Raw genomic sequence first — 14,557 nt, 5'->3', positions numbered from 1 at the left:
TTTTATGCACGATCCCGCCAAATCTTTAATACTTCATCCAGCAGTAGCTCATGGGTGAACGCCGTATACTCAACCCAAGGATAGGATGGCAGGAATTCTACCTTCTTACTTCTCACGGCCTTGAGATCATTCCAGAGCGTAGTGTTCATGAGTCTCCGCCAGCTTAATTGCGATTGAGTATCCTCATCGACGATCAGCAATAAACGGTCTGGATCTATATCTGCCAGCTCATTCGGCGTTAACTGCTGATCTATCCTCAACAGATCGAGACCTTGCACAGGCGCGACCTGCAAATCATCATAGAATACCGTGCCTAGGCTTCTTTTGCCCAAAACACTGTACCGATCACCGGTGATATTCAGAATGAGGAGACTATCCTCCTTGAATACGTTCTTCACTTGCTCTCTTACAAAAAGGGCCCTTCGGTCATATTTCTCCAGCCATTTCTCCGCTGCTACTGCCTTGTCCATAAATTGTCCAATCAAGCGTAGATGCGTACGCCAATCATTGTCCACCCACGGTACAAAATAGGACGGTGCGATGCCTTTCAACAAGTCCTGCTCCTCCGAAGGGACCAGAATGTCGATACCAATAATAAAATCAGGTTTAGCCTGACGGATTTCCTCTCGCTTGATCGACTGATTTGAGCTTAGCGACAGTAAGGTATTCAACTGATACTTTCGTCTGTAATAATCCGTCCATGGGTGATCGGCTGGTGCGGCATAAGGATTCAGTTGCAGCGCAATCAACTGGCCAATGTTCGGAAAATCGTAGGCCACTACTTTTTCCCTGCTGTTCTTCATAAATGTGGCTGGTGGCACACCTGAGATCTGTTTGAATTTTCGCCGAAAATAAATATCGTCGTGGTAGCCTACATGCCGTGCAATGTCCCGCAGGCGATGCTGCCCACCTGATCTCATCAGCTGCTGCGCCCGTTCTATTCGATACACTGCCAAATAGTCGATTGCGCTGTAGCCGTATCTTTTTTTGAATAAACGCATAAAATGACGGGTGCTAATTCCCGCCACTTTAGCTAAATGATCGATTGTGAGTTCCTGCTGATAATGCTGCTCGATATACTCTTTAACGAATTCTAGCGCTGTCTCTGAGTCGTTGCCCTCTACAGGATGAGCATCCTGCAGGATCGTATGAAGCAATTCCAGAAAAAGGATCTGGGCGCGAAACCGTCTCAGGCAATCTTCATCCTGTATGTTTTGGCAAATCGCATTGCACAACGTATGGACAGAAACCGGTGACGTAACGATAATTTCTCCTTTAGCTGGAAACGGGCTATTCCTCGTAATAATCTGCATGGTGTGCCCTGAATCTCCTTCATCTTCCATAACATCAAATCTGATATGATAGAACCCCCGCTCATCAAGAGTGTTCACTTCCGCTTCCACTAATTGACCTGGCGTACATACATACACGCTGCCTTGTCGAAGCTCGGTGAACTTTCCATCAATGGTTAGCCAACCTTGACCACTTGCCGCCACAAGAATCATATGCGATTCAATAAATTGCAGCCGTAGCTCCCACGGGTTCACTTGATGCTTAATATGCTCCATCTCTCGAAGCTTGAAGCACAGCCCATCCAGTGATGCATAATCTTTCTGTCTAAAGTTGTTATCTACATCAACCAAGCCATTCCACCGCCCTCATCCTAGCTAACCACATTCTAGCTCACAATGTTTATTGTCGCAATTTGCATATGCCAACGCAAAACGATTTGAGCCACCGTCTTCTTGTGATTCCGGGCAATTCTTTTTAATTCTGGATGTTCTAATAACGCTTTATTGCCTTGACCCAGTGGAGCCCAGGCTTCGTGCAGAATCTTATATTTTTTAAGATAATCATGTAGCTCATGCTGCGGAAACTCCGGATGTGTCTCAATCTGATTGATCATCGGTGGAATGTTGGCGTGTTTTATTAATTTCTCAAGATGCTGAATCTCAAAATTCGTAACCCCAATCACTTTGATTTTACCCTCGGTATACAACTCTTCCATCGCCCGCCACGTGCCCAGATAATCTGGTGAGGCAAAATGGATCAAGTACATGTCAAGATAATCCACATTCAGCTTGCTACAGGTTTGTTCAAACGCCCTTTTGGTGGCTTTATAGCCGTGATCGGTGTTCCATACTTTAGAAGTGATAAAAAATTCCGCACGGGGTATCCCGCATTTCTGAATCTCCCTTCCTAAAGCCTGCTCATTCCCATAAATTTTAGCGGTGTCAAAATGCCTGTAGCCTGCACGAATAGCCTCACTGATCGCTGTCTCAAACTCTTGCTCTTTAGTTATTTTGTATACTCCAAAACCTAGTTGAGGGATCTGAACGCCATTCATCGCTTCTATTGTTTTGTTTTCTAATTTCATAATTTACTGCTCCTCTCATTTACGAAAATAATACGTTGAACAAAATATATTAGATATATATTATATTTAGTTAATTCAAAAAAAGAGAAGGTCACCGCTCTCTTAGTCCAATAGATCGGTTAACCTTACTTCTTTCAGTGAACGCTGCATAGCCAGCTCAGCTGTCTGTAGACTAGCAACAATCTTCTGTTTTACTTCGTCAACTTGCTCTCCTTGCAGAGCTACATCTGTGTGGAGTTTGAATAACGCTTTCCCAGGTTCAACCGCTAGAAAAACATCCAGCAACGTCATTTCAGACAGTGGCCTCGCCAGCAGGATGCCCCCTTTTGCCCCTTCCTTGGCAATCGTCAGCTTGGCATTGTTCAAGTTCCGAATGACCTTAACGGTTGTAGGAACTGGAATGTTCAATTGTTCAGAGATCACTTTCGTGGATAAAAAGTTAAAGCAGTCCTCTTCTGCGAGGCTGTGGATATAGAGTAATATTGAAATTCCTTGCGATAAGGCTGTAGAGTATGCCATGTTCCATTCATCCTAACTATGATTTCTTCTGAATAAACTATATATCTTTTATATTTAGATTCCAAGGACAGTCTTTAAAATCCCCCAAAAGAATAACCTGATTCGGCACGAAAAGTATCGTAGCTGAATCAGGTTATTTTTTGTGCGATGCAGAGAACTCCTTTTGCTTGAATTACTGCGTCAGGCGCTCAGATCAACGGGTAGTTAAGGACGATTTGCGGATTAGTATAATACGGCGGTCTAAGCTCGATGACTGGTGCTGGCCATGAATGGTTCGAAGCATAGTGCATATCCACGTATCCATTGTCATGCTGTATAAGCAAATAATACACCTGCGGGCTAAAATAATAAGGGATCATAGGACCTCCTGGCATGCTTTTTTGTTACCAATGTACGTAGGATCTGCTGGATCTGAGCCAGTACTGTGGAGATTTTAAACAATGGGCTGAAATCACCACAAATGCCTATTGCACATAAGATAACCTATGAATTCATTCGGGAGGCAACGATGGACAATAAACAGAAGATGGAGCAATTGGAGCAGTCTCAGCAGTATTTTGCGGATCATTTAAAAACAGAGCCCTACCCTCTGTTCCCCAATTACGGGAGGATCACGAAATATGAAGAAGTGCCGCTCAACATGCCAGAACAACGACAGTTTCGCCAGCCAGGTGTGGAGCGGCTGATGGTGCCCATGCCGCTGGTAGAGAACCCTAATTATAAAGGCAGCGACAAGCTGTTAGATAAGGTTGCCCTCATCACTGGGGGAGATAGTGGCATGGGGGCAGCAGCGGCCATTGCTTTTGCCAAAGAAGGTGCTGATGTTGCAATTTCCTATCTGGATGAACATGAGGATGCGAAGCGAACACAGACAAGAGTTGAACAACTGGGGCGGCGCTGCTTGGTGTTACCGGGAGATTTGAGAGATAAGCAGCATTGCGTAGCCATTGTCGAGCAGACCGTGAGATACTTTGGCAGGCTGGATATTCTATGCAATCATGTCGGCATCCAGTTCCAGCAAAACAGCCTGCTGGATATTACTGATGAACAGTTCGATGACACCTTTAAAGTCAATATTTATTCGCATTTCTATACTACACGAGCTGCGCTGCCGCACTTGAAGCCTGGTAGTTCGATCATTAATACCTCTTCTGTTGTCGCTTACAACGGGGAAACGCTAATGATTGATTATTCAGCTACCAAAGGAGCGAATGTTGGATTCACACGCGCCCTTGCACACAATGTGGCGAAGCAGGGCATTCGGGTTAACGCTATTGCTCCTGGGCCAGTGTGGACGCCACTTATCGCGGCGAGCTTTACCGCAGACAGAGTGGCCTCATTCGCCGCGTCCAATCCAATGCAGCGTCCTGCCCAGCCGTTCGAGGTCGCTCCAACTTTTGTCTATCTGGCTTCGGATGACTCTCGGTTTGTGACCGGACAGGTACTGCATGTGAATGGCGGCCAAGCGACAAGTTCGTAATTTTAATGAAAATCTAAAATAAACGCCGTCTTGTCATCCGTTCGGGATGTTAAAAAAGAATGGAGCGGGATGACTTCCCGTCCATTCTTTCGCTTAGTTTTGTAGATACAACGGATGATTTTTCTCCTCCGCTGTTTGATTTAATGTTCGGTAGCTAGAGCGTCCCACATAGAGTGGGATTTCCACTTTCGTAAGATCAGGCAGCCCATTTTCCAAGAAACAATCCTTGTCCTGATAGGTCTGCACGATTTCCCCTGCGATCCATTCATGATCCCCGTAGGATGTGATATTCATGGTTTTACATTCATAAGCAAAGTATGCCTCTGTTAGCACTGGAATATCTGCTTGGAGACCTTCTTCATAACCGATGTTGAACTTATCGAACTTGTCCATATTTCGCCCACTGAATGTACCAACAGCCTGAATCATCTCTGAGCATCTCGCCGGCATAAAATGCACACCAAAGACACCACTCTGCTCTATCAGCTGATACGTATAGGTCTCCTTGCGAATGGAGATTCCATAGATTCCTGGCGATGATCCTATGTACGTATGCCAGCCGGAGGCCATAATGTTCTGCTGCCCGTTGTAACGTGAGGTGACGATCGCCACCATCCCAGGGTAAGAATACCAACCCGCTTCATTTATCGGTAATCTCATATTAGTGTCCACTTTCCAGGGGAGGATCGACATGAAGGTCTTGGTCCGGTGCTGTGAAGTCCCAACGAGTGAACGTGACCTCAAAGCCTGCACGGGTTGGTGAACAGGTGTAAGGACCGGCCTGATTCCCGGATTCGTATGGAAAACGAGCTACACGAATCGTACGCCATCCGTGATTCTCCGTCCGTGCCCGAATAATCACAGCATCTTTCATAATGGAAGCGCGCAATGTAACCTCTTCCCCAGCCCACTCTGGTACAGCTGCGAGCGACCAGTCGGAATATCCATCGGTTACCACTGCGGATAGCTGGGGAATGCCGTCATTGATTTCGATTCCCGTTTTTATCCATTGCTCTGGACCATGATACAACAATATGCCTGCCTGATCATATAACTCCGTAAAGGAACCGAGTTGAAACGACACCTCTACCGCAGTGTTGTTATCCCACTCCTTCAACAAAGCAGCTCCATCTTCAAATTCAAAACCATATAAAGTCTTTTTCCAGAAGTCCTTTCCCTTCTCAGGTACAACCTTCAGGAATTCTCCTTCTCTTCGGGCAGACTGTGGTGTATTGATCCATGTCCCTGCATCCCAATCCATTCTTTTCGTTTTCATCGTTGAGATCTCCTTGTCTCTTATTATTTTACTTGCGAGTATTATCAAATGCAGTTATCATAAGTAACAAGTCTTTTTAAATCATTTTTAAAAAGATATATAATAATAGAAATATAATGAGAGTGCTGTTAAAAGTCAAGAATAACTTTAGAGCATTCTTTGAATCAGGAGGATCTTATGAACGAAAAGGAAAAAGCAAAAAACGGGTTGTTGTATGATGCGAACTATGATACTGCATTGATGGAGGAACGCACATGGGCTAAGGATCTCTGTCATGATTACAATCATTTACGTCCTTCGAACATGACTGACCGTAAAGCGCTTATTGAGAAGCTGATGGGAAAAACCAGCAAGAGCTTTCATATTGAGCAGCCATTCGTGTGTGATTACGGGTACAACATTGAGATTGGTGAGAATTTTTATGTTAACCATAACTGCGTTATTTTGGATGCAGCCAAAGTAACGTTTGGAGATAACGTATTCATTGCTCCGAACTGCGGCTTCTATACCGCCGGACATCCACTGGATGTTGAGCAGCGTAACCAAGGATTAGAGTATGCCTACCCGATTACCGTAGGTAACAATGTGTGGTTTGGTGGCAATGTTGTGGTCTTGCCGGGTGTAACCATCGGGGACAACACCGTCATTGGAGCGGGCAGTGTAGTCAACCGGGATATCCCTTCAGGCGTAATCGCTGCCGGAAATCCTTGTCGGGTCATCCGATCCATCACTGAAGAAGATACGAAGAAGTATTGGAAAGAGTAATTAAGGCGAATAGTTTTAAAAGAACAAAAAACGCTCACCCTCTCATGCAGAACATGAAGAGGGTGAGCGTTTTGTATGCACAGATACAAATAAATTATGGCTGTGCAGTGGGTCTGATTACGATCTCGTTGACTCCAGTATCCTCAGGTTCATCGATGGCATATGCAATCGCTCTAGCGATACTGTAGGGCGATATAGCTAAATTTGAGATATGCGATGCCATGGCTTGAACCTCTGGACTGTTCACCGTATGGAGCAGTTCCGATTCCGTCATTCCTGGAGCAATGTTCGTGGTGCGGATATGGGAAGTTGGAGACTCCTCTTGACGCAACCCCTCTGTAATGGCTCGAACCGCAAACTTGGTGGCACTATAAACGGATGAAGTGGGACTGATCTCATAACCCGCAACAGATGAAATGTTGATAATGTGCCCTGCTTGCTGCTCTCTCATGACCGGCAGGACTGCTGCAATGCCATACAGTACACCTTTAATGTTCACATCGATCATCTGATCCCATTCGGAGGTTCTCAGTTCATTAAGCCGAGAAACCGGCATCACCCCGGCATTATTAACCAATACATCAATCCGGCCATATTGCTCCAAGGCGAACTGTGCCAGCTTCTGCATATCCTCGGTGGAGACGACATCTGCTTTGAAATAAACAGCTTCCCCACCCGCATTTTTAATTTCTTGCACAATGCCCTGCAGTCGATCTTCTCTTCTAGCAGCCAAGACTACCTTTGCTCCTTTCTCTGCCAACAACCGGGCAGTAGCTTCTCCGATACCGCTGGATGCACCTGTGATGATAACTACCTTGCCTTTAGTATTTCCCATCGGTAATCTCTCCTTATATTGAACAATTGTATTTTATTGAATACTTGTTGATTATTTAACGGCCGTTGAATAATATTATATAGAGAAGAATCATTCATTCAATCGTTAATACAGGCGTTTTTGTACGATATACAACAGGTACCTTGAAATTGTTGATTAACTGGAGGAGATACTAGAAGAATGGAGACCACAACTAAAACAGACCGCCGGATTGTTAGGACAAAAGAAGCCATTAACAAGGCATTTCTGGAGCTTTTTTCCGAAAAAGAACTGGAGCAAATCACCATAAACGATATCGCAGAGCGAGCCAACGTCAATCGGGGAACGATCTATCTGCATTATAGTGACAAATATGATCTGCTGGATAAATGCATAGAGGAGCATTTGCTCCGACTGATCAACTTTTGCAGTACTAATGAATCGGGTCAAGGCATAACATTCCTGGTGACCGACCTGGCCCCTGTATTTCATTATTTTGAAGAAAACTATCTGTTCTTCTCTGCCATGTTTACCAATCATCGAACTTCCGTGTTTCGGGGTCGCCTGCAGCACTTTATGTCTGCCAACCTTAAGGAGAAGCTCGCCAAGCAGAACCTACAATCGGGGATCGACACGGAGCTGAATGCGGAATTTATGGCCTCTGCGTTCATTGGCATTCTGGAATGGTGGATTACGAACGACAGGCCTCATTCATCGCAGTATATGGCTGAGCAAGTCCGCAAACTATATGAGAAGAATGAAATTTTTCCTGTATAAGCACCCTACTGTCAGAACCTTTCCGCATAGTTTCCTCCCCTTAGGGAAAAGATGTAAATGCTTCAACATCTTATTTCTGATAGGAGAACAGCATGCGGAAACGGACCAGCCAGACAATCCCTTCAACCAACCATTCATCACCACATTCCGCCGAAGGTGTGGATTCATCCAGTGATTCATCGTCCCCTGCCATTTCTTCAATCCTGGGAGAGAATTTGAAGACAATAGAAGACTCTTTTGCAAACTGCACCGATTTAAAAATCCTCACTTGGAACTATGGACCGGGGCTGGAGCAAGCGGCCATCTCCGTATATTTCGACACGTTAACCAAATCTACCCTGAACCATTTTGTGAAGGACACGCTGCAAAATCTCGTTCCTCACGAGCTCGGGCCTGCCAGGGCGGTAATCATTGACGATGTCATCGATTTTTTCGAGAACAAGGGCGTGGCTTCCCCATATGTTGAACTTATGGATGATTTTCAGCAAGTCATTAGCGGTATACTGGATGGAAAAGTCGTCATTTTTTTCAACGGCTGGTCCAGAGCAATTGCGTACTATGCTCTTGATGTAGAACAGCGCCAAGCCTCTGAGCCCATCACAGAATCAACTGTACAAGGCCCTCATGTGAGCTTTATAGAAAGTCTGGAACGCAATATCGGGGTCATTCGAAGTCTGATTAAATCTCCCAATCTCAAATTCGAAATGTTCGCATCCGGCGAGCAGGTTCAAAGAACAGTGTCTTATGGTTATCTGAATGGCGTTGTTAAACCTGAGACGTTAACTGAATTTAAACAACGCATTGACGGCATCGTTAAGGAAGAAATTATCGAGGTCTCTTATCTTGAGGAGTGGATCAATGATTCCCTCTACTCCCCTTTTCCGCAGGTTCGATATACGGAACGTCCAGATACTGCTGTTAACGCGCTGCTTGATGGTAAGATCATCGCAATGGTGAACGGGAGCCCCTCGATTCTGATCTGCCCGGGAAATTTTATGGAATTCTTCACCATCAGCGAGGATTACTACTATCGAACGATTTTTTCGTCGTTAATCCGGTTGATCAGGGTCGCTGCCTTCATCATAGCGCTCATGCTGCCCAGCACCTATATTGCACTATCAACCTTCCACTCGGAACTCATTCCTACTGTTCTTCTGCTGGCCATTCTTAACACGCGTGAAGGCATTCCGTTCCCTGCGTTAATTGAAGCGCTCATCATGGAGTTCTTTTTTGAGCTTTTGAGGGAGGCTGGGATTCGATTGCCTAGGCCGATCGGCTCGGCCGTCAGCATCGTCGGCGCACTGGTTATCGGACAAGCAGCCATACAATCGCAGATTGCTTCACCGGTTATGGTGATTGTGGTTGCCCTTACAGGCATCGCCTCTTTCGCGCTTCCTCAATACAATATGGCGATCGCACTGCGGATTCTGCGCTTCCCGTTGATGTTTCTCGCCGCAACATTCGGTGGACTTGGCATTATGGTCGGATTTATCCTGATCTATCTCCACCTGACGACACTACGCTCTTTGGGAGAGCCGTACCTCGACTCAGTGGCTCCGCTAGATCTCAAGAGACTACGCGATGCAATTTTCGTGGTGCCTAGACGTCTATTGGTGCATTCGCCACGGAGTCGGCACTTCTATAAAAAGACTTCGGGAAAGAACAAAATCACGTGAGACGGCTTTCTTCTATCCTACTATCCCTCATTGTACTCAGCCTGACTAGCGGATGCTGGGATAATAACGAGTTGGATGAGTACGGATACGTCCAAGCGATAGCTATAGACCAGAGCGAAGACAAACGCATTGAGATAACGACCCATTTCTATAATCCCTCCAGTAAAATGGCGGCTGGCGATACGGCTAGTGCTGCATCAAAGGGAACTAATATTCGTACCAGCGGAGAGACTTTTTTTGAAGCCATACGAGAGATTCCTGCGAAGTTCGGGAGAAAGGCCAAATGGGATCATATGCGCGTGATTCTTATCGGAGAGCAATTGGCCAGAAGCTTAAGCATCCGGGAAGTCCTTGATTTTTTCTCCAGAGACCATGAACCACGGGGTACGATCCTTCCCCTTATTGCCGAGCAATCAGCCGCCCGATTTTTAAACATTAAGCCGTTTATTGAAAACACCATTGGTCAACAGTATAAAAAGATGGAGACGACCAGCGCTCACTATTCTGCCAAAACCTCTGACATCCCGCTGTATGATCTGGCTATGCAATTGAGCAGCCCTTCCAAAACTTCGGCCATCCCCTACCTGCATAGAAGCAGTTTAGATAATGAGGCCAAAATCTCCGGGGTCGCTTTAATTCAGGATGGTAAAATGGTAGGCCTTCTGGGGGAGCCGGAAACGGAAACGTTCATGATGCTGACGGGCAGTTACAGGTATGGGGTACTGGAATTCTCTTGCATGAATCATGCGAGCAATCAGCCTTACAAAAAAGAAACCCTTGAAGTTCTTACTTTCAGCAGCAAGCTTACACCAACAGTGAAGGACGATAACGTCTTTGTCGACGTAGATGTTGCATTCGAAGGGACGATTGGTGAGCTGCGCTGCTCACACTTAAAGACGACTAAAGATATGAGCCGCTTCGAGCAGACCATTAAAGAGCAGGTTGAGAAGCAACTGGAACATACCCTCACAACCTTCAAGACGAACAAAGTGGATGCACTCGGGATTGGCAATCAGATTTACAGGAGGAATCCTAAGCTCTGGAACCGGCTCGAACCAACTTGGGACCAAAAGCTCGCTCGAATACAATTTAAGACCAATGTCAATGTCAAAGTATTAAGTACCGGTATGAATACAGGTACCATCTTCGGGACAAAGGAGAAATAGAGGTGCCAGGGAAATTCATCACTGTCTTGTTATTAGCTTCCGCTATGATTGCGCATGACCTTCCGAAATTCAGAAAGGCCCGTTCTCGCGATCGGCTTGTATATGGAGCTTTTCTCGTGCCTTTGCTGTATCTGGCATTCATATTTGTAACGGCGAGGTCATGGCCCAATTTAGACATGATCTTCAATGTAATCAGGGGACCGGCCCAGCAGTTCATACACTGGCTAAACCCTGTTAATTCATGAGCTTATAGGATCAGGAGGAACGTATGAGAAAACAAGAACGTGTCAGCTCTTTGCAAATGTCCATGCTGTTCCTCTTCTTCATGACAGGCTCCTCCATCGTCATCGTCCCTGCACCACTCACTAACATTGCCGGCAATGGCGCATGGATCTCTCTTCTGATTGCTTCCGTGCTGGGTATAATTCTGTTATCTGGCATTCTTTACTTAAACCGGCGAGCACCAAATCTGTCACTAGTGGAACAAAGCCGCTCCGTACTGGGCAACCTTCCGACCCTCCTGCTATTGATTCCGTTCACGTGTGTATTATTCTGGAATATAGCGGGGATTGTGCTGGAGATCGGAACCTTCTTCAAGAGTACGATGCTGAAGGAAACCCCTACTTATGCCGTCAATTCGATGTTCTTTGTGACGATTGCTTTAACGGCTTTGGCCGGAATCGAAGTGATCGCACGCATGGCTACTCTTTTCTTCACACTGATGTTTGGCTGCATCGTCCTGGTCTGGATTCTGGTTGCTGGCTTGTATCATCCGGAATACCTGCTCCCTGTGATGCCCGATGGAATCAGACCGATCCTCAATGCTGCCTATGTCGTCTATGGATTTCCCTATTCCGAGCTTATTGTCTTCTCCATGATCTTGCCGTTCGTGAAAAGTGAAGACAAGCCCAGGCTCGGCAAGCATATGTATCTTGCGCTCATTGTCAATGCTATAACGTTGATCGTGTCAGTCCTTAGCAGCATTATGGTATTGGGCCCTCTTTCCGGGGATTTGAAATATTCATTATATCAACTAGCCAGACTGATCTATTTTCAGGAGATTATAGAACGGATTGAGTCTGTTATTGGTTTTGCGCTAATCATCGGTTTTTATTTCAAAGCCTCGATTCTCCTGCTGATCCTAATAAAAACCCTTAAAGACCTTCTGGGGTTGAAAAATGAACGCCTTTTAGCCTTCCCCGTTGCTTTCATTTGCCTGCTGCTCTCTGTAACGACTTACACCAAGGAGGCCGAACTTGAGGAACTCGTTAACCTCACGTGGCCACTGCTCAACAACCTGGCATATGTTCTGCCGTTTCTCCTGATTCTGGGGGGCACGTTCATTCGATTTCATTTGAAAAAGGGCAACAAACAACCGCTATAATGACCACTTGTCCATTCATAGCGAAACCCCCAAGTTCTCGCTTGGGGGTTGGTTTGCTTTTCCTCAATCATTTAGTGGTTTTTAAGCACCCAAGGGCCTATCAGATCTGCTGTATCATTCAGGATGGTTAAATGCTTTTCGCCTGGCACAATCTGTGTTAACGACTGGTCCTTCTCCTGCTTGGCATTGCCTGCAAAATCAACAAGCTTCTGCGGATTCATAATCTCATCGTCTGCCCCAACCCACAAGCCGAAAGGCTTGTCAATTGCCGCAACCTCCTCCGCAGGATGGCGAGGGTTTAATGCCAATGACATATTCACGGTGTTATTTTGCACCAGTCCAATATCTGATTTCAACTGCTCTTCAGAATAATTGTAGCGTACCCCTACAGCATGTCCCTTGAACAATCCACCTGTAAGTCCATTAACGATATAAGCCTTGGTACATACCGTTGCGAAGTTACCATTGCCTTCATACGTTGTCTTCGACCGTAATCCAAAGTCTGGCGCAACGAACACATAGCCGTTCACTAACTGGTGTCCAGGAGAATTAATGTAGTTGATGATTAACCCTGCTCCTGCAGAATGACCACCCAAGAAGACGGGCAAACCGGGAAATTCTTTATGCGCGTTATCAATCAACAGACTCACATCATCGTATACCTGTTGCAGACTCGGCGCATCCCCTCTTGGCCCCCCGGACAGTCCATGTCCCCGAATATCTGGCAGATAAGTCGCTACTTCATACTTCGTGCTAAGTCCTTCTCCGATCGGTTCATAACCTGCCGCACTGTTAGCCCCTGATCCATGATAAAAAATCACCACCGCCTTCGCTTTAACCGGAGCATATTTGCGATAGGCTAACCGCACATGATCACTGGCCTCTGCATACTGGACATGTTCGTTGACCAACCGATTTCCTGTTGTCGATCCGGTTCCCCCTACACCCTCAGAGGATACGTCGGAGACCACATGATCATTAAATTGGCAGGACGAGAGCGGCGTAGCGGCATAAATAACTCCGCCTAGCACCAGTACACAAACTATGGAAAGCAGAATCAACAGTAGCTTTCTAATCCGTTTCATATTTGCTATCTTCCTTTCTAGCCATCTTTTATTATCATTATGTTGAATTTGAGAAATTCTAAACTGAACATAACAGATCAGACCTTAGCAACGGTTGGACGGTTGGACATGAGCGACAAGCTATACACTGATTGTAGCGGAATGCTAATGGTTTAAAGTCCATCCACAGATTGACTTCCCTACTCCACCCGGAGATGGACCAAGGAAGGGTCAGACCGACCTCGATGTAGCATTACATCCGCTTAGCTCCCCATTTATCCATACTAAAAAAGACAGCCTTTAGGCTGTCCTGGAAGCAAAAATATTTAATGGAATCACATAGGCACCTATCTTACATCCCACTAATATAGTGTAGGAAAGAAAGGTGGGAGGCTGATGGGTTACATGAATATTCAAGAGCAATGGGCTATCTTTCTAGCTGCAATCTGCGAACAGGCCTATGCCCAATACACCAACCCGGACGGTTCCTTCGTCGTTCCAGTTAATTATTCGATCGTGGATACGATTCAGGCGAAGTCTATCAGCAATGCCTGGGAACGATTCGGGTTTATTCTGGAATCAGAGCAAGATATTATTATTGCCTTTCGAGGCACCATTTCGACGACCAATTGGATTTCAAATGCCATGGCCACTCAAATAAAACCCACTTTCATTAAGGAAGACTGTCTGACACATCGCGGTTTCACTAACATCTATTCTTCGGCCCGCGAGGGGATTCTCTCTACCCTGGACAGGATGTCACCAGAAAAGACATTATACATTACCGGACACAGCCTCGGCGGAGCATTAGCGACATTGTGTGCTATAGATGTTGCAGCAAACACGAATCACACCAGCCCCAACCTGTTTACATACGGGTCTCCCCGTGTAGGTGATCCTGAGTTCGTGAAAGCTTTTACGAAATATGTGCGAAAAAGCTCCCGCTATGCCAATCTCTTCGATGTCGTTACCTATGCCCCGCCTACCGTCTTCAAGCTGCCCAAACAGGTTAGAAAGTATTACTATCAACATGTTCAGACTCTAGACTCGTTGTCTTTCCAGAACGGTTCCGTGGGGGAAAATCATATTATCAGCAGTTATTTCGCAGAAATCTCCAAGCTCCGACCCCAATTCGCTGGAGAGTTATGTTTGACTAACCCAGGCTTCTGCCCAGTTCCTGAGGTGAAAACAGTGCAGCCGGTAAAGTGATGTGTTTTGTCGTGGAGAACACCGGAGAGTAAAGCTTGACTATTCCTTGA

16 protein-coding genes are annotated in these 14,557 nt (G+C 45.9%); 7 read left to right on the top strand and 9 right to left on the bottom strand.

The features are described 5' to 3' along the window. Window positions 1-2 precede the first annotated feature (2 nt). The 4 genes from ACFVRY_RS06350 to ACFVRY_RS06335 all read right to left on the bottom strand — a co-directional run bounded on the left by ACFVRY_RS06350 (window position 3) and on the right by ACFVRY_RS06335 (window position 3,255). Window positions 3-1,643, bottom strand: coding sequence for a helix-turn-helix domain-containing protein (locus ACFVRY_RS06350; protein ID WP_387498441.1), 1,641 nt, complete (start codon window positions 1,641-1,643; stop codon window positions 3-5). Between the two features lie 35 nt (window positions 1,644-1,678). Further along, window positions 1,679-2,377: an aldo/keto reductase gene (locus ACFVRY_RS06345; RefSeq protein ID WP_387498439.1), complete on the bottom strand. Its 699-nt coding sequence runs from the start codon at window positions 2,375-2,377 to the stop codon at window positions 1,679-1,681. Window positions 2,378-2,479: 102 nt separating this feature from the next. Beyond that, the gene (locus ACFVRY_RS06340; protein WP_387498437.1) at window positions 2,480-2,896 is read right to left on the bottom strand and encodes an RrF2 family transcriptional regulator; all 417 of its coding nucleotides are present in this window, start codon (window positions 2,894-2,896) and stop codon (window positions 2,480-2,482) included. 188 nt (window positions 2,897-3,084) lie between these two features. Next, complete coding sequence (locus tag ACFVRY_RS06335; RefSeq protein WP_387498435.1) at window positions 3,085-3,255, bottom strand: hypothetical protein; 171 nt, start codon at window positions 3,253-3,255, stop codon at window positions 3,085-3,087. 167 nt (window positions 3,256-3,422) lie between these two features. On the opposite strand from ACFVRY_RS06335, the gene ACFVRY_RS06330 reads away from it, so the two are divergent. Beyond that, window positions 3,423-4,376 (top strand): SDR family oxidoreductase, encoded by a 954-nt coding sequence (locus tag ACFVRY_RS06330; RefSeq protein ID WP_387498801.1) that lies wholly within the window; start codon window positions 3,423-3,425, stop codon window positions 4,374-4,376. A 93-nt stretch (window positions 4,377-4,469) separates the two neighbouring features. Here the strand turns inward: ACFVRY_RS06330 and ACFVRY_RS06325 are convergent, their stop codons facing one another. After that, window positions 4,470-5,036 (bottom strand): flavin reductase family protein, encoded by a 567-nt coding sequence (locus ACFVRY_RS06325; protein ID WP_387498433.1) that lies wholly within the window; start codon window positions 5,034-5,036, stop codon window positions 4,470-4,472. A gap of 1 nt (window position 5,037) precedes the next feature. Then, window positions 5,038-5,652 (bottom strand): DUF1349 domain-containing protein, encoded by a 615-nt coding sequence (locus tag ACFVRY_RS06320; RefSeq protein WP_387498431.1) that lies wholly within the window; start codon window positions 5,650-5,652, stop codon window positions 5,038-5,040. Window positions 5,653-5,829: 177 nt separating this feature from the next. Between ACFVRY_RS06320 and ACFVRY_RS06315 the strand changes: the two genes are divergently transcribed. Next, window positions 5,830-6,417: a sugar O-acetyltransferase gene (locus tag ACFVRY_RS06315; RefSeq protein WP_387498429.1), complete on the top strand. Its 588-nt coding sequence runs from the start codon at window positions 5,830-5,832 to the stop codon at window positions 6,415-6,417. A gap of 94 nt (window positions 6,418-6,511) precedes the next feature. Here the strand turns inward: ACFVRY_RS06315 and ACFVRY_RS06310 are convergent, their stop codons facing one another. Beyond that, window positions 6,512-7,252, bottom strand: a complete 741-nt coding sequence (locus ACFVRY_RS06310; protein WP_387498427.1) for an SDR family oxidoreductase — start codon at window positions 7,250-7,252, stop codon at window positions 6,512-6,514. A 180-nt stretch (window positions 7,253-7,432) separates the two neighbouring features. Between ACFVRY_RS06310 and ACFVRY_RS06305 the strand changes: the two genes are divergently transcribed. Continuing rightward, a complete protein-coding gene (locus tag ACFVRY_RS06305) occupies window positions 7,433-8,008 on the top strand; it encodes a TetR/AcrR family transcriptional regulator (protein ID WP_387498425.1) in 576 nt (191 codons plus the stop codon). A 70-nt stretch (window positions 8,009-8,078) separates the two neighbouring features. Here the strand turns inward: ACFVRY_RS06305 and ACFVRY_RS06300 are convergent, their stop codons facing one another. Continuing rightward, window positions 8,079-8,201 (bottom strand): hypothetical protein, encoded by a 123-nt coding sequence (locus ACFVRY_RS06300; RefSeq protein WP_387498423.1) that lies wholly within the window; start codon window positions 8,199-8,201, stop codon window positions 8,079-8,081. Window positions 8,202-8,223: 22 nt separating this feature from the next. Here ACFVRY_RS06300 and ACFVRY_RS06295 point away from each other — a divergent pair, with 22 nt between their 5' ends. The 3 genes from ACFVRY_RS06295 (at window position 8,224) to ACFVRY_RS06285 (ending at window position 12,234) form a co-directional block, all read left to right on the top strand. Then, a complete protein-coding gene (locus ACFVRY_RS06295) occupies window positions 8,224-9,684 on the top strand; it encodes a spore germination protein (RefSeq protein ID WP_387498421.1) in 1,461 nt (486 codons plus the stop codon). Next, window positions 9,681-10,850, top strand: coding sequence for a Ger(x)C family spore germination protein (locus ACFVRY_RS06290; RefSeq protein ID WP_387498419.1), 1,170 nt, complete (start codon window positions 9,681-9,683; stop codon window positions 10,848-10,850). The genes ACFVRY_RS06295 and ACFVRY_RS06290 overlap by 4 nt, the downstream gene beginning before the upstream one ends. A 268-nt stretch (window positions 10,851-11,118) precedes the next feature. Then, entirely contained in the window at window positions 11,119-12,234 is a 1,116-nt protein-coding gene (locus ACFVRY_RS06285) for a GerAB/ArcD/ProY family transporter (RefSeq protein ID WP_387498417.1), read from the top strand. A 71-nt stretch (window positions 12,235-12,305) separates the two neighbouring features. On the opposite strand, the gene ACFVRY_RS06280 is transcribed toward ACFVRY_RS06285, so the two are convergent. Continuing rightward, window positions 12,306-13,319: an alpha/beta fold hydrolase gene (locus ACFVRY_RS06280; protein ID WP_387498415.1), complete on the bottom strand. Its 1,014-nt coding sequence runs from the start codon at window positions 13,317-13,319 to the stop codon at window positions 12,306-12,308. Window positions 13,320-13,703: 384 nt separating this feature from the next. Between ACFVRY_RS06280 and ACFVRY_RS06275 the strand changes: the two genes are divergently transcribed. After that, the gene (locus ACFVRY_RS06275; RefSeq protein ID WP_387498413.1) at window positions 13,704-14,507 is read left to right on the top strand and encodes a lipase family protein; all 804 of its coding nucleotides are present in this window, start codon (window positions 13,704-13,706) and stop codon (window positions 14,505-14,507) included. The last annotated feature ends 50 nt before the right edge of the window (window positions 14,508-14,557 follow it).

Source organism: Paenibacillus sp. NPDC057934 (assembly GCF_042887565.1).
In the GTDB taxonomy this organism is placed as follows: Bacteria; Bacillota; Bacilli; order Paenibacillales; family Paenibacillaceae; genus Paenibacillus_AQ.
Note: the sequence above shows the minus strand (reverse complement) of the source record. Positions and strands in the feature narration are given on the sequence as shown.